At 46.6% G+C, this 20,542-nt stretch carries 23 protein-coding genes; 2 read left to right on the forward strand and 21 right to left on the reverse strand.

The window, feature by feature from the left end; all coding sequences use genetic code 11:
- The 16 genes from rplP to hisI all read right to left on the reverse strand — a co-directional run.
- The coding region (rplP, locus tag SGI98_08345) for a 50S ribosomal protein L16 (protein MDZ4743408.1) at nucleotides 1-221 on the reverse strand (221 nt) is incomplete at its 3' end.
- Between the two features lie 22 nt (nucleotides 222-243).
- Nucleotides 244-939 carry a 30S ribosomal protein S3 gene (rpsC, locus tag SGI98_08350; protein MDZ4743409.1) on the reverse strand — a complete coding sequence of 232 codons (696 nt, stop codon included), beginning with the start codon at nucleotides 937-939 and terminating at the stop codon, nucleotides 244-246.
- Nucleotides 940-951: 12 nt separating this feature from the next.
- Nucleotides 952-1,320 carry a 50S ribosomal protein L22 gene (gene rplV, locus SGI98_08355; protein MDZ4743410.1) on the reverse strand — a complete coding sequence of 123 codons (369 nt, stop codon included), beginning with the start codon at nucleotides 1,318-1,320 and terminating at the stop codon, nucleotides 952-954.
- Nucleotides 1,321-1,338: 18 nt separating this feature from the next.
- Nucleotides 1,339-2,127 (reverse strand): hypothetical protein, encoded by a 789-nt coding sequence (locus SGI98_08360; GenBank protein MDZ4743411.1) that lies wholly within the window; start codon nucleotides 2,125-2,127, stop codon nucleotides 1,339-1,341.
- Nucleotides 2,128-2,158: 31 nt separating this feature from the next.
- Complete coding sequence (gene rpsS, locus SGI98_08365; protein MDZ4743412.1) at nucleotides 2,159-2,440, reverse strand: 30S ribosomal protein S19; 282 nt, start codon at nucleotides 2,438-2,440, stop codon at nucleotides 2,159-2,161.
- 9 nt (nucleotides 2,441-2,449) lie between these two features.
- Nucleotides 2,450-3,310 carry a 50S ribosomal protein L2 gene (gene rplB, locus SGI98_08370; protein ID MDZ4743413.1) on the reverse strand — a complete coding sequence of 287 codons (861 nt, stop codon included), beginning with the start codon at nucleotides 3,308-3,310 and terminating at the stop codon, nucleotides 2,450-2,452.
- Between the two features lies 1 nt (nucleotide 3,311).
- Complete coding sequence (rplW, locus tag SGI98_08375; GenBank protein MDZ4743414.1) at nucleotides 3,312-3,596, reverse strand: 50S ribosomal protein L23; 285 nt, start codon at nucleotides 3,594-3,596, stop codon at nucleotides 3,312-3,314.
- 20 nt (nucleotides 3,597-3,616) lie between these two features.
- Nucleotides 3,617-4,282, reverse strand: coding sequence for a 50S ribosomal protein L4 (rplD, locus tag SGI98_08380; protein MDZ4743415.1), 666 nt, complete (start codon nucleotides 4,280-4,282; stop codon nucleotides 3,617-3,619).
- Complete coding sequence (gene rplC, locus SGI98_08385) at nucleotides 4,245-4,895, reverse strand: 50S ribosomal protein L3 (GenBank protein ID MDZ4743416.1); 651 nt, start codon at nucleotides 4,893-4,895, stop codon at nucleotides 4,245-4,247. Before rplC ends, rplD begins: the two co-directional genes overlap by 38 nt.
- An 11-nt stretch (nucleotides 4,896-4,906) precedes the next feature.
- Nucleotides 4,907-5,212, reverse strand: a complete 306-nt coding sequence (gene rpsJ, locus SGI98_08390) for a 30S ribosomal protein S10 (GenBank protein MDZ4743417.1) — start codon at nucleotides 5,210-5,212, stop codon at nucleotides 4,907-4,909.
- A gap of 52 nt (nucleotides 5,213-5,264) precedes the next feature.
- Nucleotides 5,265-7,415 carry an elongation factor G gene (gene fusA / locus SGI98_08395; GenBank protein MDZ4743418.1) on the reverse strand — a complete coding sequence of 717 codons (2,151 nt, stop codon included), beginning with the start codon at nucleotides 7,413-7,415 and terminating at the stop codon, nucleotides 5,265-5,267.
- Nucleotides 7,416-7,427: 12 nt separating this feature from the next.
- Complete coding sequence (rpsG, locus tag SGI98_08400) at nucleotides 7,428-7,901, reverse strand: 30S ribosomal protein S7 (GenBank protein MDZ4743419.1); 474 nt, start codon at nucleotides 7,899-7,901, stop codon at nucleotides 7,428-7,430.
- Between the two features lie 23 nt (nucleotides 7,902-7,924).
- Nucleotides 7,925-8,329 (reverse strand): 30S ribosomal protein S12, encoded by a 405-nt coding sequence (gene rpsL / locus SGI98_08405; GenBank protein ID MDZ4743420.1) that lies wholly within the window; start codon nucleotides 8,327-8,329, stop codon nucleotides 7,925-7,927.
- 213 nt (nucleotides 8,330-8,542) lie between these two features.
- Nucleotides 8,543-9,121, reverse strand: a complete 579-nt coding sequence (locus tag SGI98_08410) for an aminodeoxychorismate/anthranilate synthase component II (GenBank protein ID MDZ4743421.1) — start codon at nucleotides 9,119-9,121, stop codon at nucleotides 8,543-8,545.
- A gap of 267 nt (nucleotides 9,122-9,388) precedes the next feature.
- Complete coding sequence (gene trpE / locus SGI98_08415) at nucleotides 9,389-10,876, reverse strand: anthranilate synthase component I (protein ID MDZ4743422.1); 1,488 nt, start codon at nucleotides 10,874-10,876, stop codon at nucleotides 9,389-9,391.
- On the reverse strand, nucleotides 10,873-11,268 hold the full coding sequence (hisI, locus tag SGI98_08420; protein ID MDZ4743423.1) for a phosphoribosyl-AMP cyclohydrolase: 396 nt from the start codon (nucleotides 11,266-11,268) through the stop codon (nucleotides 10,873-10,875). Before hisI ends, trpE begins: the two co-directional genes overlap by 4 nt.
- Nucleotides 11,269-11,474: 206 nt before the next feature.
- Between hisI and SGI98_08425 the strand changes: the two genes are divergently transcribed.
- Complete coding sequence (locus SGI98_08425; GenBank protein ID MDZ4743424.1) at nucleotides 11,475-12,011, forward strand: hypothetical protein; 537 nt, start codon at nucleotides 11,475-11,477, stop codon at nucleotides 12,009-12,011.
- Between the two features lie 360 nt (nucleotides 12,012-12,371).
- Here SGI98_08425 and hisF read toward each other — a convergent pair whose 3' ends face one another.
- The 5 genes from hisF to SGI98_08450 form a co-directional block, all read right to left on the reverse strand.
- Nucleotides 12,372-13,145 carry an imidazole glycerol phosphate synthase subunit HisF gene (gene hisF, locus SGI98_08430; GenBank protein ID MDZ4743425.1) on the reverse strand — a complete coding sequence of 258 codons (774 nt, stop codon included), beginning with the start codon at nucleotides 13,143-13,145 and terminating at the stop codon, nucleotides 12,372-12,374.
- A gap of 218 nt (nucleotides 13,146-13,363) precedes the next feature.
- Nucleotides 13,364-14,467, reverse strand: coding sequence for a uroporphyrinogen decarboxylase family protein (locus tag SGI98_08435; GenBank protein MDZ4743426.1), 1,104 nt, complete (start codon nucleotides 14,465-14,467; stop codon nucleotides 13,364-13,366).
- 194 nt (nucleotides 14,468-14,661) lie between these two features.
- The gene (locus SGI98_08440; GenBank protein ID MDZ4743427.1) at nucleotides 14,662-15,636 is read right to left on the reverse strand and encodes a hypothetical protein; all 975 of its coding nucleotides are present in this window, start codon (nucleotides 15,634-15,636) and stop codon (nucleotides 14,662-14,664) included.
- 101 nt (nucleotides 15,637-15,737) lie between these two features.
- Complete coding sequence (locus SGI98_08445; GenBank protein MDZ4743428.1) at nucleotides 15,738-18,029, reverse strand: glycosyltransferase family 4 protein; 2,292 nt, start codon at nucleotides 18,027-18,029, stop codon at nucleotides 15,738-15,740.
- A 3-nt stretch (nucleotides 18,030-18,032) separates the two neighbouring features.
- Complete coding sequence (locus tag SGI98_08450) at nucleotides 18,033-19,499, reverse strand: glycoside hydrolase family 130 protein (GenBank protein MDZ4743429.1); 1,467 nt, start codon at nucleotides 19,497-19,499, stop codon at nucleotides 18,033-18,035.
- Nucleotides 19,500-19,678: 179 nt separating this feature from the next.
- Here SGI98_08450 and SGI98_08455 point away from each other — a divergent pair.
- Nucleotides 19,679-20,542 (forward strand): cobalamin-dependent protein (locus tag SGI98_08455; GenBank protein MDZ4743430.1); only part of this gene is annotated, 864 nt, incomplete at its 3' end.

Raw genomic sequence — 20,542 nt, forward strand, 5'->3', positions numbered from 1 at the left:
GACTTATCTGGAAACACACGGATCCAAAGTTTGCCTTTTCTTTTCATATTACGGGTAATCGCAACACGTGCAGCCTCAATCTGGGTATTCTTTAACCAGCAACGGTCAAGGGCCTGTAACCCGAATTCACCGTAATCGATCTTTAAATTTCTAGTGGCAAATCCCGCACGGTTCCCGCGCTGGGTTTTACGATATTTTACTCGTGATGGCATTAACGGCATAACTTTATAATCCCTCTAAAAATTAAGGTGCTACTATCTCCGGTTCGGCATCTTTATTCGGCTTACGTTTTGGAGGCACGGGTGCTTTACGTTCTTTTAGTCCTCGGCAAACCCAGACCTTCACACCGATTTTTCCGGCAGCAGTATTAGATTCTGCAAATCCATAATCTATGTCTGAGCGTAGAGTGTGAAGTGGCACTTTGCCTTCATGATACTTTTCAGAACGTGCAATTTCAGACCCACCTAAGCGCCCTGCACAACGAATTTTGATTCCTTGTGCACCAAAGTCCATGGCTGTTTGGACCGCTTTTTTCATGGCACGTTTGAATGAAATGCGTCTTTCCATCTGGAGCGCTACATTTTCTGCTACCAATTGCGCATCAACTTCTGGATTTTTCACCTCAACAACATCAATATAAATTTCTTTATTTCCTGTGAGAGCGGCTATTTCTTCCTTGAGTTTATCAAGTTCAGTCCCCTTGCGGCCAATTACAATACCAGGACGAGCTGTGTAAAGAGTAACACGCAAGCGAGAGGCAGCACGTTCAATAATGATTTTAGGGATCGCTGCACTCTTGAGCTTTTCCTTGAGGAATTTTCGGATTTTATAATCCTGTTCGATCAATGCAGGTGCATCTTTTGAGCTGGCGTACCACTTTGAGCGCCAGTCTTTATGAATGGCTAAGCGAAAACCAAATGGATGTGTCTTTTGTCCCATAATAGATTTGTGTTAAGCGTTGTTGCTTTCTGTTGACTCCGGAGCGGATAGTCCATCGGACAATACGATCTTAAAGTGCGAAAAACGTTTACGGATTTTTCCGGCCGAGCCACGGGCTTTTGGCCTGAAGCGAGAAAGGTATCCCGCTGTATTGGCCACTGACTCCTTGACCACTAGTTTTTTGGGGTCAAGGCTGTTATTGTTTTCAGCATTGGCAATAGCTGATTTTAAAGTTTTATAGACAATACGGGCTGCTTTCTTTGGACTGAACTTCATAATATCCAAAGCCTGCAACGCTGGGAGACCCTGGATCTCCATGGCTACCTGTCTTGCTTTTAAGTGCGAGATTCTCGCGTATTTTTGGATTGCTTGTACTTCCATATCATCCTCTCGACATTGTTAGGGCCGATTTGTTTCAACCTTGGCGCGATCACCTTCGCGGATTTCCTCACCCGCTTTAAACCTTTCGATCACCGCACCACTAAATTTTTCACGAACCTCAATGATCCGGATATTTCCGATAACAATATCATTCCGTAAAATCACAAATGGCATATTTAATTGTACACCCTGTACTCGTCCCACATTCAAAATTACTAATGCCAGCCCACTATTCACATTCATTATCACCGCATTATTTAAATCCGTCAGTGGTAGTGAATCAATTTTCCCTTTTTGAATCTCTTCAAGTAATTTACTTGTTAATCTTAACTCTACCTCTAAGGCGGCCCTTGCCTGTATATCTGCAAACTCAGCCGATTTCAGGAGGATCCGCAAAGCTTCTTTCATATCTTCAAGCCTACTCTGCAGACGTTTTTTTTCCTGCTCGCTTACATACAGATTCCGAACTGACTCGACCAATCGTTCTTGCAATTGTGAATCTGTAAGGCTTCCCCCCAGTATTTCCTTTTGCAGCCTATAATCTTGAAGGTGCTTTTGAAACATCTGACTTTCAGATTGGGCGATTGCCAAACTATCAATTAATTGCCGTATTGTTTTATCCTGTTGAATCAACTGTTTCTTGATCTGCTCAACGTCGGCTTTAGCACTGGGATTATCCCTGGTATCTGATTCTACCTTCTGTGATTTTACGATCTGATTATTGTTGTCTAAAGAACAAACAGGGTTTATCCCCTGCAATAAAACCATTCCAATGAATAGTTTTAAAATGAGCCTTCCGCATTTCATGGTGGAAATATGTTTTATCCACCTTTCGATACTACTTGGCTTCCGCTTTTGCGGTGTGTGCACCGTGTTTCTTGAATATCCGCGTCTGCGAAAACTCACCTAAACGGTGTCCCACCATATTTTCCGTCACATAGACGGAGATAAAAATCTTGCCATTATGAACCATAAATGTGTGTCCCACAAAATCCGGGGTCACCAGAGAACGACGTGACCATGTTTTGATCGGCTTTTTAGAACCAGTATCATTCATTTTGTCGATTTTCTCGAACACGTGATAGTCCACAAACGGACCTTTTTTCAGAGATCTACCCATAAATTTGCCTTATACAGTATCCGTGTTTGCCTTTGCGGAATTACGGCGTTGTAAAATGAAACGGTTTGTTGGTTTGTAACGCTTACGGGTCTTTCCACCCTTAGCAACTTTACCCCATGGTGACGTCAAATGTTGCCATCCTCCACCACCCTTAGATTTACCTTGTCCACCACCATTAGGATGGTCAACCGGGTTCATCGCCACACCGCGCACAGTCGGGCGAGTGCCAAGCCAACGACGACGGCCAGCTTTTCCAAGTTTGATATTCATATGATCGGAGTTACTGACTTGTCCGATTGTCGCATAACAATCCTCTTGGATCAGGCGCACTTCCCCGGAAGGTAATTTAACTGTCGCATAACCGCGGGCGCGTGAACTTACCTGCGCACTTGAACCTGCTCCACGAACCATTTGTCCACCTTTACCAATTGACATCTCAATATTGTGGATAGCTATGCCCACTGGTATTTTACGTAAAGGAAGAGCATTACCAATTTCAGGCTCCGCGTTATCGCTCGCCATAATTTTTGTGCCGACTTTTAATCCTGCTGGTGCAATGATATAAGCCTTGATCCCGTCCTGATATTGCACAAGGGCAATACGGCAGGTGCGATTAGGATCATATTCGATTGATTCGACTACTGCATGCACATCACGTTTACAGCGTTTAAAATCAATAATACGGTAGCGACGCTTGTGCCCACCCCCAATGTGGCGGCATGTAATACGGCCCTTATGGTTACGTCCACCACTCTTGCGGAGTGGTTCAGTCAAACTACGTTCAGGAGTGTCCTTTGTTATTTCATCAAAAGTCGATGCGACACGGAAACGGAGCCCCGGTGTTAATGGTCTGAATGTTTTGAGTCCCATACTATACAACCTCAATCTTATCGCCATCTTTGAGCGTTACGATGGCTTTTTTCCAATCGGAACGTTTCCCAAAAGCGGCTGTTCTTTCGCGTTTTTTCTTACCGAGACAATTCTGCGTATTAACTCGCAGGACTTTCTTACCGAAAAGTTTTTCGATGGCCTTCTTAATTTCTATCTTGTTCGCATTCGTCGCGACTTCAAAGACATACTGATTAAATTTCTCAGTCAATATAGTCCCCTTTTCGCTGAGACGAACCGTCCGGATTATTGAATGTGGATCACGCATACTTTTTAAATCTCCGAACCTTATTTTTTATTCACCCGTTCAGTGACCTTCGCAAATGCATTTTGCGTAAAGACCAGTGTATTGTAACGCAATATGTCTTCCGCATTAACATCATCAGAGGACGTAACCTGGATTTTAGGAATATTCCGGGAAGCCTTCAGAACATTCTCGTCATACTGATCGTTCACAAACAAGGCGGAACCTACCAGTTTCAAATCAGTAACCAAACTAACAAATTCTTTTGTTTTTGGTTTAGTAATATTGATCGAATCAACAATAATCACTTCACCAGCCAGTATTCTTTGGCTCAATGCCTTTTTAAGGGCCAAACGACGAACTTTAATTGGCAATATTTTCGAAAAGTCACGTGGTTTTGGGCCAAAAGCGACACCACCCTTACGCCAAATCGGTGAACTTTTATACCCTGCACGGGCACGTCCAGTTCCTTTTTGTCTCCAAGGTTTAACCCCGGAGAAATTTACATCTGCTTTTGACTTGGTACATGCAGTACCTGTACGGCGGTTCGCACGGTATCCCACGATCACGTCGTGGACAGCTTGTGTACCACGACCATTTTCGATCAATGGAAAAGCAGCTCCAACAGCAGCCTCTTTAGTTAAAATTGTTCCTGTAGCTCCCATAATTGACCTATTTCTTTTCCTGAACAGCAGGTTTTTTCTTTGCATTACGAATGACGATCATGTCCCCGTTTGAACCAGGTAGATTTCCTGTGATGATAATTACATTATCGTTCGGGCGAACCTGAAATACTTGAAGATTCTGGATGGTTCTCCTTACACGACCCATGTGACCGGGCATGCGATGATTTTTGAAAATACGGCCAGGAGTCGAACGTTGTCCGATCGCACCTGCACGGCGATGTGTTTTAGAACCGTGGGCTGCACCACCACCAGCAAACTTATAACGACCCACAACACCTTGAAATCCATAACCCTTTGAAATGCCGATTACATCAACAAATTGACCAGGAGAAAATTGATCCACCGACAGGTTATCTCCAATATTAAATGTGGGTGCCTCTGGAGTACGGAATTCACGCATCACACGCTTAGGTGTAACCCCAGTTTTTTTATAAATACCCTGGACTTGTTTGGTCAACCGAGATTCTTTCTGGTCGATTGTCGCTATTTTGACCGCGTTATAACCGTCTTTTTCAGTGGTTTTATTTTGAATCACCACATTTGGCTCGGCTTTCACGACTGTCACAGTATGGACGGCCCCCTTCTCATCATAGAGACGGGTCATACCAATTTTTATACCTAAAATCGCAATACTCATAACTCATTACCTCAAATTTTGATTGTGATATCCACACCTGCAGGAAGGTTTAATTTCTTCAGCTCATCAATTGTTTTTGCTGTCGGATCAACGATATCCAAAAGTCTTTTGTGAGTGCGGCGTTCAAATTGCTCCATGGATTTTTTATCAACATGTGGCGAACGATTCACCGTCCACCGTTCAATCTTCGTCGGCATTGGGATAGGGCCGGATACCTTGGCTCCCGTCCGTTTTGCCGTCTCGACAATTTCACTGGAACTTTGATCAAGGATACGATGATCAAAACCTTTTAAACGAATGCGAATTCTTTGTGCCATACTTTTATTACCTTTTTAAAATTATGAACGTGCTGGTTTCTTTGTACTTTGCTCAATAACCACCGCCAACACCTGCTGGAACCTGCTCAAAATGTGAAGGCTCCATCGAATAGGATGCGCGTCCTTTACTCAATGAACGAATAGCCGTAGCATAACCGAACATTTCAGAAAGTGGTACATCTGCACGGACAACACAGCCAGTTTGTTTTGTTTCAATATTGATAATTTTCCCACGACGGCGGTTAATATCGCCTAGAATATCACCTTGATACTCTTCCGGAGTGATACACTCTACTTTCATCACAGGCTCAAGCAGGATAGAACCAGCCTTTTTCAAAGCATCTTTCAAAGAGAAAATAGCAGCCATCTTGAATGCAAGCTCGTTCGAGTCAACTTCATGGAAGCTACCATCGACGATCTGCACTTTAATATCAACAACCGGGTAACCAGCTACAATCCCATTATTAACAGCTTCTTCAATACCCTTGATACTTGGTCCAATATACTCTTTAGGAATCGCACCACCGACAATTTTATTCTCAACCTCAAGGCCTTTGCCTTTTTCATTTGGCTCAATCGTAATACAAACATGCCCATATTGACCACGTCCACCAGACTGTTTGATGAGTTTTCCTTCACCTTCAGCTGATTTAGTAATAGTTTCGCGGTAAGCAATTTGCGGTGCACCCGAGTTTGCTTCGACTTTAAACTCACGGAAAAGGCGGTCGCGAATGATTTCCAGGTGAAGCTCACCCATGCCTGCAATAATGGTCTGGCTTGTTTCCTCGTCAGTAAACACACGGAATGTGGGATCTTCCTCAGCTAACCGTGATAAACCTTCAGCCATACGTTCACGATCACCTTTTGTTTTTGGCTCGATAGCCATTGAGATAACCGGTTCCGGGAAGGTCGGCGGCTCGAGGTGAATGGGATAATCTTCATTACAAAGTGTATCACCTGTTGTGACATTGCGTAAGCCGACGATCGCAGCGATGTCGCCAGAGTAAGCTTCATCAACTTCTTCGCGTTTATCAGCCATCAAACGAATAATACGGCTAATCCTATCAGTTTTGCGTGTGCGTGCGTTATAAACTGTATCACCTTTTTTAAGGGTCCCTGAGTAAACACGGAAGAAAACTAATTTACCTACGAATGGATCACTCCAAAGTTTAAAGGCTAGTGAAGCAAAATTTGCATTATCATCAGGGGAAACGCACTTTTGCTCATGAGTATCAGGATCAGTCCCGCTAATATCCGGTACATCTAACGGGTTCGGCAAATAATCAATAACTGCATCCACAAGGTACTGCACACCCTTATGTTTGAATGCTGATCCGCCAACTACAGGGACAATTTTATTTGCAATCGTCGCACGGCGTAATGCTGCTTTGATTTCAATGGTAGAAATTGGTTTTTCTTCTAAAAAGAGTTCACCAAGCTGCTCGTCGGAATCAGCTAGCTTCTCAATGAGATGCTGACGGGCTTCTTTAGCCTTAGCTTGTAGTTCAACAGGGATATCCTCAATCTTATATACGGATCCCAAATTACCGCTATCGTCATAAATTACGGCTTTTTGATTCACTACATCAATTTGTCCGCGCAAGAGATCTTCCGCTCCGATCGGAATCAAAATCGGTACAGGATTCGCACCGAGCTTTGTGCGCATTTCAGTGACAGCATTATTAAAATTTGCACCAACACGATCCATCTTATTCACGAAGGCAATACGAGGAACACCATATTTTGTCGCTTGGCGCCAGACCGTTTCCGACTGAGGCTGCACACCTGCCACACCGCAAAATACGGCTATAGCACCATCCAAAACACGCATAGATCGCTCGACTTCAGCTGTAAAATCAACGTGGCCGGGGGTATCTATAATATTGACCCGCATTTTTTCACTCTCGAAAGCCTTATAAATAGTCTCTTCTTTTTTCTGTTCCCAGAAACAAGTAATGGCTGCCGCGGTAATCGTAATACCACGTTCTTTTTCCTGCTCCATCCAGTCAGTCGTAGCTGTCCCCTCATGGACCTCACCCATTTTATGAATAACCCCAGTATAAAAAAGGATACGCTCAGTCAGCGTAGTTTTACCGGCATCAATGTGAGCACAAATACCAATATTACGTGTCTTTTCCAAGGGAAAGGCACGATTAGGTGAATTTGGGTTTGTAGATTTTTCTACTGTGGCAGATTGGCTCATATTGATCATCCTCTAGAATCTTAGGTGTGCAAATGCTTTATTGGCTTGAGCCATTTTATGGACATCATCACGTTTCTTAATCGCATTCCCCTGTCCTTGTGAGGCATCGAGAATTTCAGTAGCAAGAGCGTCTTTAAGAGCGATACCTTTGCGGGATGAAGCGTAATTAACTATCCAACGCAAAGCCAATGAGATTTGACGGTCAACAGGAACCTCCATAGGCACTTGATATGTAGCGCCACCCACACGACGACTCTTCACTTCCAGACGTGGCTTAGCAGTGTCGATCGCTTTTTGAACAACGTCCAAGGGATCCAATTGAGGATTTTTTTGGGTAATCTTTTCCAAAGCCCCGTAAACAATGCGTTCAGCAGTGGATTTCTTTCCGGAAATCATAATCGTATTAATCATACGTCCGATCAGGCGGTTACCATACCGGCTATCAGGAAGGACTTGGCGTTTATTAGCTTGGCGACGACGTGACATATAGTTTTTATCCGATTAAAAGTTTACTTTTTCTTGGCGGCCCCAGCTACAGCGCCCGCTTTAGGACGTTTAACACCATACTTGGAGCGGCTCACACGGCGCTTTTCAACCCCAAGCGCATCAAGTGTACCACGGACGACGTGATAACGAACACCAGGAAGATCTTTCACTTTGCCGCCACGAACCAATACAATCGAATGCTCTTGAAGGTTATGACCTTCATCAGGAATATAAGCAATGACCTCAATCCCATTCGTCAAGCGAACTTTAGTCACTTTACGGAGGGCGGAGTTCGGCTTTTTAGGCGTACGAGTCATGACTTGAAGGCAAACACCACGGCGTTGCGGACAACTCTTCAAAGCCGGAGACTTTGATTCGTACCTGACCCTTTTGCGGCCTTTTTTCACGAGCTGGTTGATTGTTGGCATAAAAAATGTTTCTCTTGTTTTATTCAATTCAGACAATAGTTCTCCCCTCTTTTAAGTGATGTTTTAGACAAACTCACCAACGTAATACTTGCTTATTGCAAATACTCCAATGAAGGGAAAATCAAACTATAGTGAAACTGACTTTTCCTGCAAGCACTTTCTTGAAAATTTTTATAATTCTTTTTTAAATATTTTATATGACTGAAAATCATCTTATAAAACTTGTAGTTTGAGGAAATTTTCGACGAGTTTTTTGCCTTCACGTGTAAGGATAGACTCGGGGTGAAACTGGACGCCATAGATCGGGAATTGTTTATGTTGGACACCCATGATTTCATTTTCAGCGGTCTCAGCAGTAATCTCGAGGCAATCAGGGCATGTCTCGCGTTTAATGATCAATGAATGGTAACGCGTCGCGTCAAAGGGATTGTCCAAACCGGCAAAAAGCCCTTTATTATTATGGATAATCGGAGAGGTCTTCCCGTGCATGAGACGTTCAGCCCGGATCACATCCCCACCGAATACATGTCCGATACATTGGTGCCCAAGACACACTCCAAAGAGTGGGATTTTCGGGCCAAATTCCTTAATAACAGCATTTGACATTCCTGCCTCTAGCGGTGTGCAAGGTCCCGGGGATATCACGATCTTGTCCGGCTGCAACTGCGCAATTTGCTCGAGGCTGATCTGGTCATTACGGTACACGAGCGGTCGCGCCCCCAACTCCCCGATGTATTGGACGAGGTTAAAGGTGAATGAATCGTAGTTATCGATGAGTAGAATCTTTTGCATAAAAATAGTTTACCCTGTGTCATTAACCACAAAACGCCAAAAATATCGGGATATTATTTATATATATCCTTTTTAAATCCCTGTTTTCGAATCGGCAACTTGAAATTAATGAATCTTAGCCAGAGCTTAATTGCCTTCAAATCAGAAATCAACTGCATGCTCTAAAAAAAATATCAGAGCTGCGGGCAATTCTGAATTCACTTTTCTGAAAATTCATGATTCTTTTCTGCGCTCTAAATCAAACGTTTTGTCGGATCTCTGGGGACCTTACCCTTCCATATTTTTCGCCATGGCGAGAGCGGTGATAGCGGCCCGGGCTTTATTACAGCTCTCATCATATTCGCCTTGCGGGGTGGAGTCCACCACGAGCCCTCCACCTGCTTGGACATAGGCTTTACCATCCTTGATCAAGACTGTCCGGAGGGCGATGCACGAGTCGAGATTCCCGTCGAACCCGAAATAACCCACAGCCCCGGCATAAACCCCGCGACAGGTAGGTTCCTGCTCGGCAATAATCTGCATGGCCCGGATCTTTGGCGAGCCCGACACGGTTCCCGCAGGGAATGTCGCCCGCATGACATCGTATGCGGTCTTTTCCTGATGCAACTGACCAACAACATGAGAAACGATATGCATCACGTGGGAGTAACGTTCAACCACCATAAAATCAGTCACTTTGACCGAATGAAAATCACAAACCCGGCCTACGTCATTACGCGCGAGGTCAATCAACATCACATGCTCCGCCCTTTCCTTAGGGTCGGCTAAAAGCTCTTTTTCCAAGGCGACATCTTCCTCAGGTGTCTCCCCGCGCTTACGGGTCCCTGCAATCGGGCGAATCTCGACTTTCCGGTTATTACAGCGGACATGAACCTCTGGTGAGGCTCCAACAATCGCCATACTGCCAAGTTCCACGCAGAACATATAGGGTGAAGGATTTACGTGGCGCAAGATACGGTAAAGGCTCAAGGGTGACGCCTTATAGTCAGATTCAAATCTCTGGGATGGAACGACTTGAAAGATGTCACCTGCCTTAATATATTCCTTCATCTCGATCGTCATATCCAAATAATCCTGGTGGGACATATTTGCGGGAGGAAGAGTCACCTCGGGTTTTTTTGGAATCTCATTAAGTGCATGAGACCGAGGAGCTTCCAATAACTTTCTGATTTGAGCAATTTGCTCAATAGCGAGGCCATATTTCACCTCCAAATCACCATTAACATGCACATTCACAACGATTTGTAATGTTTTCCGCAGATGATCAAAAATGAGCAATTTGTCCGTGATCAAAAATAAGGCATCAGGAATTTGCAGGTCATCCTTTTTCGCCCGCCGCACAGTGGGTTCAAAATAAGTCACCGCCTCGTAACCAATAAAACCAACGGCCCCGCCAAAAAAGAGGGGCAAGGACCCATGTGACACCGGGGAGAATTGCGCCATGTAATTTTGGAGGAAAACCAAGGGATCCGCACCCATTTCTGAGGTCTGGCACTTTTCGCCTTCACGGATCTCGACTTTGCCCGCGCGAAAGACCAGCTCTGTCCGCAGATCAAAGCCGACAAATGAATAACGCCCGCTGACCTGAGAACTCTCCGCCGACTCGAAAAGAAAGGCGTTTTTGCCCTGCCCGCGCAATTTGCTGTAAACATCTACCGGGGTTTCACAATCTGCCAAAAGCTCCACATAAACGGGAATCAAGTTCCCTTTTTGGGCGAGTTTGCAGAATTCTTCTTTGGAAGGGTGTATGCTCATGATGGGGAATAGGTTTTTTCAGGATCAAAAATACGGAGTTCATTGACGGGGCGGACTACCCCACCAAGACTGACCTCTTGGTAAAAACAGGACATATACCCCGTGTGGCAGGCTCCCCCCGTTTGTTCCACCTCGAAAAGCAACGTATCCCCGTCGCAGTCGATGGCAAATTTCTTTACCATTTGAGTGTGACCGCTGGTTTCACCTTTGATCCAATACTTTTTGCGGGAACGGCTCCAGAAATTCGTCTTACCCGTTTCCAGCGTGGCGATAATCGAGTCCTGATTCATCCAAGCCATCATCAGCACCCGCTTGGTATTCACATCCTGGACGATGGCAGGAACCAGTCCGTCGGCGTTAAACTTGATTTTTTCGAGAAACTGCGTGTTCATTTTTTCTCCTTGAGAGGGCCGGTATCACGACCGGCCAAAGATTTTATACGATGGATCAAGTGCCGCAGCCTACGCAACTTGCGCCGCTCTTTCAACCCCCTATTTTGTTTCCTGCAAGTTTTTTGACATTTGGGCGGATTCGGTTTAAATAAGTAACATCCCCCTTGTCACCCTCCTGAAATAGATAAAAATCAGGATCGAATACCGTGCAATTTACTGATTTACAAGTCGAGCTCACCAGCCCCGGAGGGAAAGCCTATGCCCGCCTCTTGATCGGGTATCCTTACCAACTCGAAGGCGACCTCAATGACCTGCCCTATGGCTTGATCGAGAACCGTGACCGCCCCGTCTGTTACCTCGCCTCGCTCCACGCGGATCCTTCCCACCACGGGTTAGGAACCTTATTTCTAGGAAAACTCCCGAAAGTTTTAAAAAATTATCCCGAAGTGAAAGAAATTTATACCCTCGCTTGGGCCACACACCATTCCCACGAGAACCCGACAGAGTTCTACCTCGCCCGTGGCTTTAAATTCATCTCGCACGATGTCACAGACCATCCTTATCTTTCATGCACTATCGGTGGACTGGGGCAATTTGCTCCAGACACCCCTTGCCTCATCAAGGTCCGTCAGACCACCGGCCATGGATGGAGTGCTGCGGCAAAAGTCATCGCCACAGCCGCGGTCCTCGTCACCCTCCCGCTAGTCCTTAAACCCTTATTATGCCGGAGAAGAAGGAGATAAAAATCAGATTGCGGAGGTTTCCTAAAAGAACATCATTATTCCGCACTCTTAATCTGTTAAGAACCTACCAATATCTTCGTAGTTAAGCAGAAATAGGTTTTGAATAGCTGTCGTTGTACAATTTCCACGTCGAATGCAAATGATTTTTGGCAAAGCCCCATAGAGTCAGGTCATCAACAGTCTCCAACCCAAGGTTTACAATATGTTTTGCCCCGGGGTAAAGACCCTCCAACAAAACGGGTAGTGATGGTAATGACCTCCCTGTAATTCATATAGATAGACTAAATCGACCCATTTAAAATGCAATCAAAGCCTCAACACCTTCGTTTTTTACCAGGCGTACCAATGGCGTCGAAAAGCTTATGCGCTAATGGCCGCAGGTCGGACAGGAATCCCGTTGGCGGCGAGGAATTTCTTCACGTCCTCGACGGTGTGTTGACCGTAGTGGAAGATACTGGCAGCCAAAACCGCATCGGCCTTCCCTGTCGTGAGTACATCGAGGAGGTGTTGCAAATTGCCCGCACCACCGCTGGCGATGACCGGCACTTTCACCGCCTCACTGACGGCACTATTTAACTCCAGATCGTAGCCCTTCTTGGTACCATCGGAATCCATGCTCGTGAGTAAAATCTCGCCCGCTCCAAGGGAAACAACCTTGTTTGCCCACTCAATAACATCCATCCCTGTGGGTTTACGCCCGCCGTGGGTGAAAACCTCCCACTTACCCGGACCACTGCGTTTCGCGTCGATTGCCACCACGATACATTGGCTACCGAAAGTGTCTGCCCCTTGGCGAATGAGCTCGGGAGTGTGCACCGCCGATGTATTGATGGAAACTTTATCTGCGCCTGCCTTGAGCATGACACGGACATCTTCGACACTCCGGATCCCCCCGCCGACAGTCAGCGGGATAAAAATCTCACCTGCGGTACGTTCGACGAGATCCACAAGCGTCCCACGGTTTTCGTGACTGGCCCGGATATCGAGGTAAACGAGTTCATCCGCACCTTGGCGGTCGTATTCAATCGCAGCTTCCACAGGGTCACCAGCATCCTGTAACCCGACGAAATTAACCCCTTTGACCACACGGCCATGGGCGACATCCAGACAAGGAATAATTCTCTTGGTAAACATAAGGAACAGGGACATCAATAGGGTTCACCGGCAAAAAACTCAAAAGAAATTCACCAGTATTTTCATTTTAAACTTCTACCCCAGTCTGATGAAACTCTCTTTTACTCGACTCTATGAAAAGGTTCCACTCATGAATACGCCCGATATTGGGGTTTTAGAGAAAAATTGTTCGCGGAAGCTTATCTCAAAGGCCCCCGCTCAACACTCTCAGGAAAATATCAGCGGTAAACTCCAAACTCCTTCACAGCCTCGACAAAGGCCACCAGGTTTTCCCATGGCACTTCCGGTTCCACAAAATGCGTGGGCCCCAAAAGTAATCCACCGCCATTACCGACCGTTTCCATTCGTAACTTCACTTCATTACGGATGTCATCCGGTGTACCAAAGGGCAGAGTGGTCTGTGTCCCGATTGTCCCCCAAAATGAAAGTCTGTCGCCGAACTTGAGTTTCAGCTCGGCAGGATCCACACATTCACACTGGATAGGATTAAGAATATCGACCCCCACTTCGATCAAATCTTCAACCACCGGCAGGATATTCCCGTCACTATGGTAAAAAATCAAAATATCCGGGCGAACTGTACGCGCAGCCTTGATCACACGGGCCAACCGGCCTTTGAGCCATTTGCGCCACATGGGCACACTCATAATCATGCTCCTCTGGGAAGCCACATCATCCCCGAGCATCAAAACATCAATACCTGACTCAGCCATGTTTCTAGCCTGGCCTTCCCTTTTCTCAGTAATCCTATCGAGAAACGCCTCGGCAAACTCCTGATTATCAATAAAATCCATCATGAGTAACTCCATACTCCTCATATACCAGGCCACTTCAAAAATCGTACAAGCCATGGAGCCAAGAACAGCAAACCCTTTACCTTGGATATCCTTCACGGCACTAGTCATATACTCGTGCCGGTAATAGGCATCCATATCCGGCAACGGATAATCCATCACATCTCGCACAGTAGAGAGCTTGAGCATCGGATAAATAAATCCCTCCAAGTGGCTGTGACTTTTATCATCACTTTCCGTCGGCAAATGACCTACACCCCACTCATCGATAAAGGCCTTTTCTGGAAGATTTTTAAAGTATTTGGAGTAGTCATTTTTTAAAGTCGTCGGCGCAGACATTAACATGCGCGTATCCACCCCAAAATACTCGTCCGGACTCGTATGCCCCGTTTTTTCCTTAAAAATATCATACATCGGGCCTGTCAGACCCCAGCTCAAATCAAAGGGGACACGATCCGGAATTTGCCTTTTCATGGCCCTCAAAACACGTTCCCTACTTGTCATAGTCGATAACGTAGAATTACTCATAATAATATATTCAAATGTTCGTCGTTTATGTTCCTGTTATTGAATCAATATTGACTTATTACGGCTTAACAGGAGCAAGAAGAATGCATTTTATGCGCTGACAACGCCCATTCCAGAGTATTAACGTCCCATTCAGCACCTCCATCAGGGCAAAACGATTCCCTAAAAGCTGATAAAACCTTTTTTCCGCCGTTCTACTGGTCCTGCAGCTTCTGCTGCTGGATATCTTTTTGGAGCTTGAGTAATTGTTCTGGATTTACCCCGTCGCTATTAAGATTTTCAGGGGCTTTTTGGATCATATCCTGCATGGCCTCCGGATCCATATTCATCATATCCTCGGCGATTGCTGATTGGGTGGTTTTGGTAAACCCTGCGGGTATTTCAAATTGGGCGGCATCAATCTTATTTGTATTCACCATCGTCACCTCCATGGCTGTGACAAGCTTCCCAGAGTCCTCATCAAGAAACTCGACTTTTAGGGGAATACCATCGGGCAAACCTGTATTAAAAAGCTTCAAGCTATCCGTCATTTGACCAAACATCGCTTTTTGCATTGCATTAGCTGACTTCACCGCAGCCCCCTGGTCATCTTTCGGCCAAGTCGAATACTTTAACTGGTTCAACTTTTTTTCAAAGGCATCTTTTTGTCCAAAGGCGTCCTTGAGCACACCATCCTTGGTGGCGATCCAATATTTTGCCGCCAACTTCCCGTCCATCCAGATTTCATAACCATCAGTAGCAAAGTCGGCAATCTTTTGGCTGCCATTCTTTTTAACTTCCATCTTTCCAGATGCTTCGGGGGGACTATTAGTATTCGAGCTATACTGCGTGTTGTCTGCGGAAAAGGCTGTCGGCGGCATGGGCACGTACGGGATTTTGATCGGGTTTTCCATGTACGTTTTTGACGGTTTGGCAATAATCCATTCCACCGCCTTATCCAGCCTAGTCACCATCAAAGGCTGGCTCATGGGATTAACCGGTCCGGAAACCATCAGACCACTATCTGAATCGCTTAATTGCGGGATTTCATTCCGGGCTTTATCCCCCGAATAAGATTGTTTCATAGTCATCGTCCCCCCGCTGACATTCATTTCGATAGAGGAGTCAGCAGAGACAGGGCAGAGTGTAATACCTAGCAGCACAAGGAGGGAACGAATAATATTTTTCATAAGATGATACGGATGAGGTAAGAGATTAGCCAGAATCCAAAGACTGACACAAGCCTCTTTTCAGCATGAAAATACTCGGTCGTCTCCCCCCCCCCTGCCGATCACGCCTCATTCGGAGTGATCGGGCGGTCATAGGATTCAAGGATGATTTCATTGATCCTCATTTCCTGTAATGACAAAAGGAATGAGAGAGTTGATTCCGCCCCTTGATTCTGATTCACCCGATCCACGTGGATCGCGTCATAACACCCGCCCGTATTAGCATCATAAACAAAGAGTCCCGCGTCGTTTTTGCCCAGGAACCAGTCCAAAGCTTTTTGCGCCTCAGTCAGCCAGAAATAATCTTTGGTCGTCTGGAAAGCTTCCAAGCACATGGCCACAGTCGAGTAGGCCTCGACGGGCTGCTGGTCGAATTTCGCACGCACATCACCCTTTTTGTAGAATCCATTTGACCCGACGGGGCGGAAATGTCCTTCCTCGCACGTCTGGACTGTTTGGAGCCAGCGGGCTGTTTCTAAGCCCACTTCTAAGGCTTTATGATTATCTGACCACCGCCCGCTCAAGATCAGCGCATGGGGAAGTACCCCGTTATCGTATGAAACCACCGGCTCAAACCATTTCCAGTCCTGGCTATGACTGTCTTCATACAGCCTGAGTAATTTGTCAGTGAGAATATCACGCACTTGGTCGACTAACCTATCCCCGCTCAGCCTCCTGAAATATTCGTGAATCCCGATCAATGCAAAGGCCCAGGCACGCGGTGAACTCACCTCTGTGATTTTCATGACGGTTTTTTCAAAAAGCTGGACCGCCCATGCCTGCAGACTCTTGTCCTGCGAACGCCCCACACAGGTTCCTAACGCCCATAGTGTACGGCCCAAAGAATCATCCGAACCGTATTCGTCGAGCCACTTCCGGTCAAATCCCATAAAATTATGGAACCGTCCGGATGCCGGTTCATAGGCATAATTAATAAAAGACGCATACGTATGGGCAAAGTTGGAGATTTTTCCAAGTGCATCCCCCGTTTCCTCAAGGAGAATCGCCAGAATCAAAGCACGGGCATTATCATCAATACAATACCCCTCATGGAAATTTGGCAGGGTATAAGTCGCATGCTGGAAAATCCCGGTCGAGTCTGTGATTCGGCACAGGTGATCCAAACGCAGGGTAGGCAGCTCGACGAGTTCAGTTTCCTGAGTTTTGAGGGCATATCGGCGGGAGACACCCCTCGCCTTTGAAAGCCGCGCTTTGTAAAAAGATTCCCCGTATTGGAAGGCGACTTGGCTCCAGATGGATTCACGGCCCTGGAGGTAAGCCCGTTTACGCATGGCATTACATTTGTGATCATCCTCCAAAAGGCCGATAATTGCTTTAGCCATATTCTCATGATCGGCAAATGGCACGAGCACACCTTTTCCGTCAGCGAGTAATTCCTCAGCGTGCCAGTAGGGCGTCGAGATAACAGCTTTCCCGCAACCAAAAGAATAGGCTAAGGTCCCTGAAACCGCCTGGGCGGGGTTCAGGTACGGCGTAATATAAATATCGGCGGCCCCGAGGAATTCCTTTAATTCATCGATCTCCACAAAACGATTGTAAAAAGCGACATGTTTTTTCACCCCGAGGTTTGCGACCATACGGTCAAGGCTTATCCTGTAGGCTTCACCTTCGTTACGGACGAGATTCGGATGTGTCGCGCCGAGCACGATATAAACTAACTCGGGATACTTTTTAACCACTTCTGGCAAAGCCTGGATGACATATTCTATCCCCTTACTCGGGGAAAGTAGGCCGAATGTCAGCAGGACCTTCTTTCCCTCGACCCCAAATTGATCCTTATAAAAATTCGGATCACTAAATGGCATGTCAGGGATACCGTGGGCGATTATGTCGATCTTATCCGGGGAGACCCCGTAAACATCTTTGAGGATACCCTTACTGCGTTCCGTCATGACGACGAGCCTCACACTCAGTGTAATCAACTCTTTCATGACGCGTTTCTGGTGGGCATCAGGCTCTTGGAGCACCGTGTGCAACGTCGTGATCACAGGCATCTTTAAATCTCGCAAAAGGGCCAAGACATGGCTCCCAGCGTTTCCGCCATAAATACCGAATTCATGCTGGAGACAAACGACGTCCACATTATTAAAATTAAGGAAATCCGCCGCCCGTTCATAGGAAGAGATATCCTGCTCTGAAAATTCAAACCTCACCTCGGGCGGATACGGATAACCCTCGGCAATGTCATTAACAGGGACAACCATGACTTCAGTCTTGGGATAAGCCAGAGAGATGGACTTGTACATGTCGTTGGTGAATGTCGCGATCCCGCATTTACGGGGGAGATAACCGCCTATTAAAGCGATTTTGCCTATGTGCTCTTCTAAGTTCATCGGTTATTTTCCTTTCACCGGGTATTTTTTAAGTTCAGAAAGCAGGTCTTCCATTTCCACTGTGGCAAATCCGACACATGAATCACTCATGCCATAAGGGATCACTAAATGCCCGGCATGCTCCATATAACCGCAGGTATAAACCACATTTGGCACATACCCCTCGCGTTCTGTCTGGTCGGGCGTGATCAGAGGGTAAGGCAGTCGACAAATGATTTCCCCTGGGTTATCCAGATCAAGCAGGATACACCCGATGGAATATTGCCGCATCGCTCCCACGCCGTGTGTTAAAAGTAACCATCCGTCTTTGGTCTCGATGGGCGAACCACAATTGCCCAGCTGGAGAAATTCCCAAGGGTACGTAGGCCGCATCAGGATTTTTTTATCGTGCCAGAAATGGAGCATATCCGAATACATCAGGAAAATATTCTCCCCGTCCTGACGCGAGATCATGGCGTAGTGGCCATTGATTTTCCGTGGGAAAAGAGCCATACCTTTATTCTGGACCTCCGATCCGTTCAGGGTACTGAGCTTAAATGTCAGGAAATCTTTTGTTTCAATCAACTGCGGGAATGTCACTTTACCGTCATAAGCCGTATAAGTCGCATAATAAGTAATCTGCCCGTCATCTTCCCGGAATGCCACAAACCGGGCATCCTCGATCCCGTTGCTTTCTGAGGGGGATGAAGGAAAAATCAGGCGTTCGGATATTTTTTGCCCGGGGCTGAACCGGATCAGGTAATTCGCCTTGGCCAGAGCCGTGACACTCTGGAGCACATTCTGCTGCTCGAGATGCATTAACCGGTTTTTCTTTAATGTTAAATCCACCGTTTTTTTAAGTTCCTGAAAGGTGAATTGCGCCGGGAGCGACTGCATCATATTCTGCACAAAGGTATCGAGTAAGCCCAGCTCATGGAGTTTCCTTTCAAAAAGGCCTTTGCAGTATTCCGGGTCAGGGGCTTCCTCCGGAGCCGTCGCGTAACGGGAGGTTTCCATTAATTCCACCCGCCCCTCGCCATGAACGATTCCTGAACGGAATACCAGTGAAGAGATATGCCCTTCCCCGGTCGCACGCAGGCTCATGATGAACCGCATCGCCCCCTCGGGAAGTCCCGACTGGTCGGGATCGGGCACGATAGAGGGATTAAATAGTGCAGCGGCCTCAAGTGAATATTCCTGGCAGAAATAGGACCCGATGAGTAACTGTTTCGCCCGACTCATACTACTATCAAGAATCATCATGTCTTTGACAGTCTCGTATCTCTTGATGAAAAAAGCCTCAAGCTTGTGGTGGCGGTTCCCGAACCGCTCCATGACCTTCGCAGATTCCTTATCGACTTGATCCTCGGAAAGACTCATGACCCTCGCCATCACTCGGATGACGCGTTCACGATTTACAAACTCCAAAGGTCTGAAAAATACGCGCGAACTATCTGGCTTGAGCAGAATATTGGTACGCTTTATTTCGATCATGGTCAGGACTTTCTCATTAAATTCATAAAAAGCCCCCATCACGAAGCAATGCTTCGGAGCCAGTCGTGGTCTAATTTTACACCCTATTTCACACTTGCGCAAGGCTTCTTACCGATAAGACTTTTGCTTGGCCATGGTCATATGAGCCGATTAGCATTCGCCATTCATATAAATTCATGCTATTTTCCGTGCCGATGTCCAAAGTCTTACTCACCACATTAACTGCTAAATATATTCATGCCGGGTTCGGTCTGCGATATATCCTCGCAAATATGGGCGGACTGCGTGGCCAGACGGTGATGAGGGAATTTGACATCAACCAAAAGCCCCTTGAAATCACGGAAAAGATCCTGGCGGAAAAGCCCGTTATTGTTGGTTTCGGTGTTTACATCTGGAATGTAACCGAGACCCACGAGGTCGTCAGTGCCCTGCGCCGGATCGCCCCAGACATCAAAATCATCCTCGGCGGCCCCGAGGTGAGCTACGAGACGGAGACTCACCCGCTCCTGCCCTACGCGGACTACATCATCAAAGGTGAGGCGGACATGGCTTTTGCCCAGCTCTGTAGCAAATTGCTCGGCGGCATCACTCCGGAGGAAAAAATCATCGATGCTGGATTCGTCGATATTGCGCAACTTGCTCTTCCCTACGGGCTGTACTCCGAAGACGATATCGCCCACCGGATCGTTTACGTCGAGGCTTCCCGGGGATGCCCCTTCACGTGTGAATTCTGCCTGTCCTCCCTCGACATTCCTGTGCGGCAATTTGCTCTGGATCCATTCCTCGCCGAAATGCAAAAACTCTATGACCGTGGACTCCAACATTTTAAATTCGTCGACCGGACATTTAACCTAAATCTCGCTTTCAGCCGACAAATCCTCGGGTTTTTCCTCGAACGCCTCCGGCCCGGACTTTTTATCCATTTTGAAATGGTTCCCGACCGTCTTCCGGCGGAACTGCGCGAGATCATCACAAAGTTCCCGGCTGGCATCCTCCAATTCGAGGTCGGTATCCAGAGCTTTAACCCCGAGGTCGCGGCC

The organism is Verrucomicrobiota bacterium, assembly GCA_034440155.1.
Lineage (GTDB): Bacteria > Verrucomicrobiota > Verrucomicrobiia > JAWXBN01 > JAWXBN01 > JAWXBN01.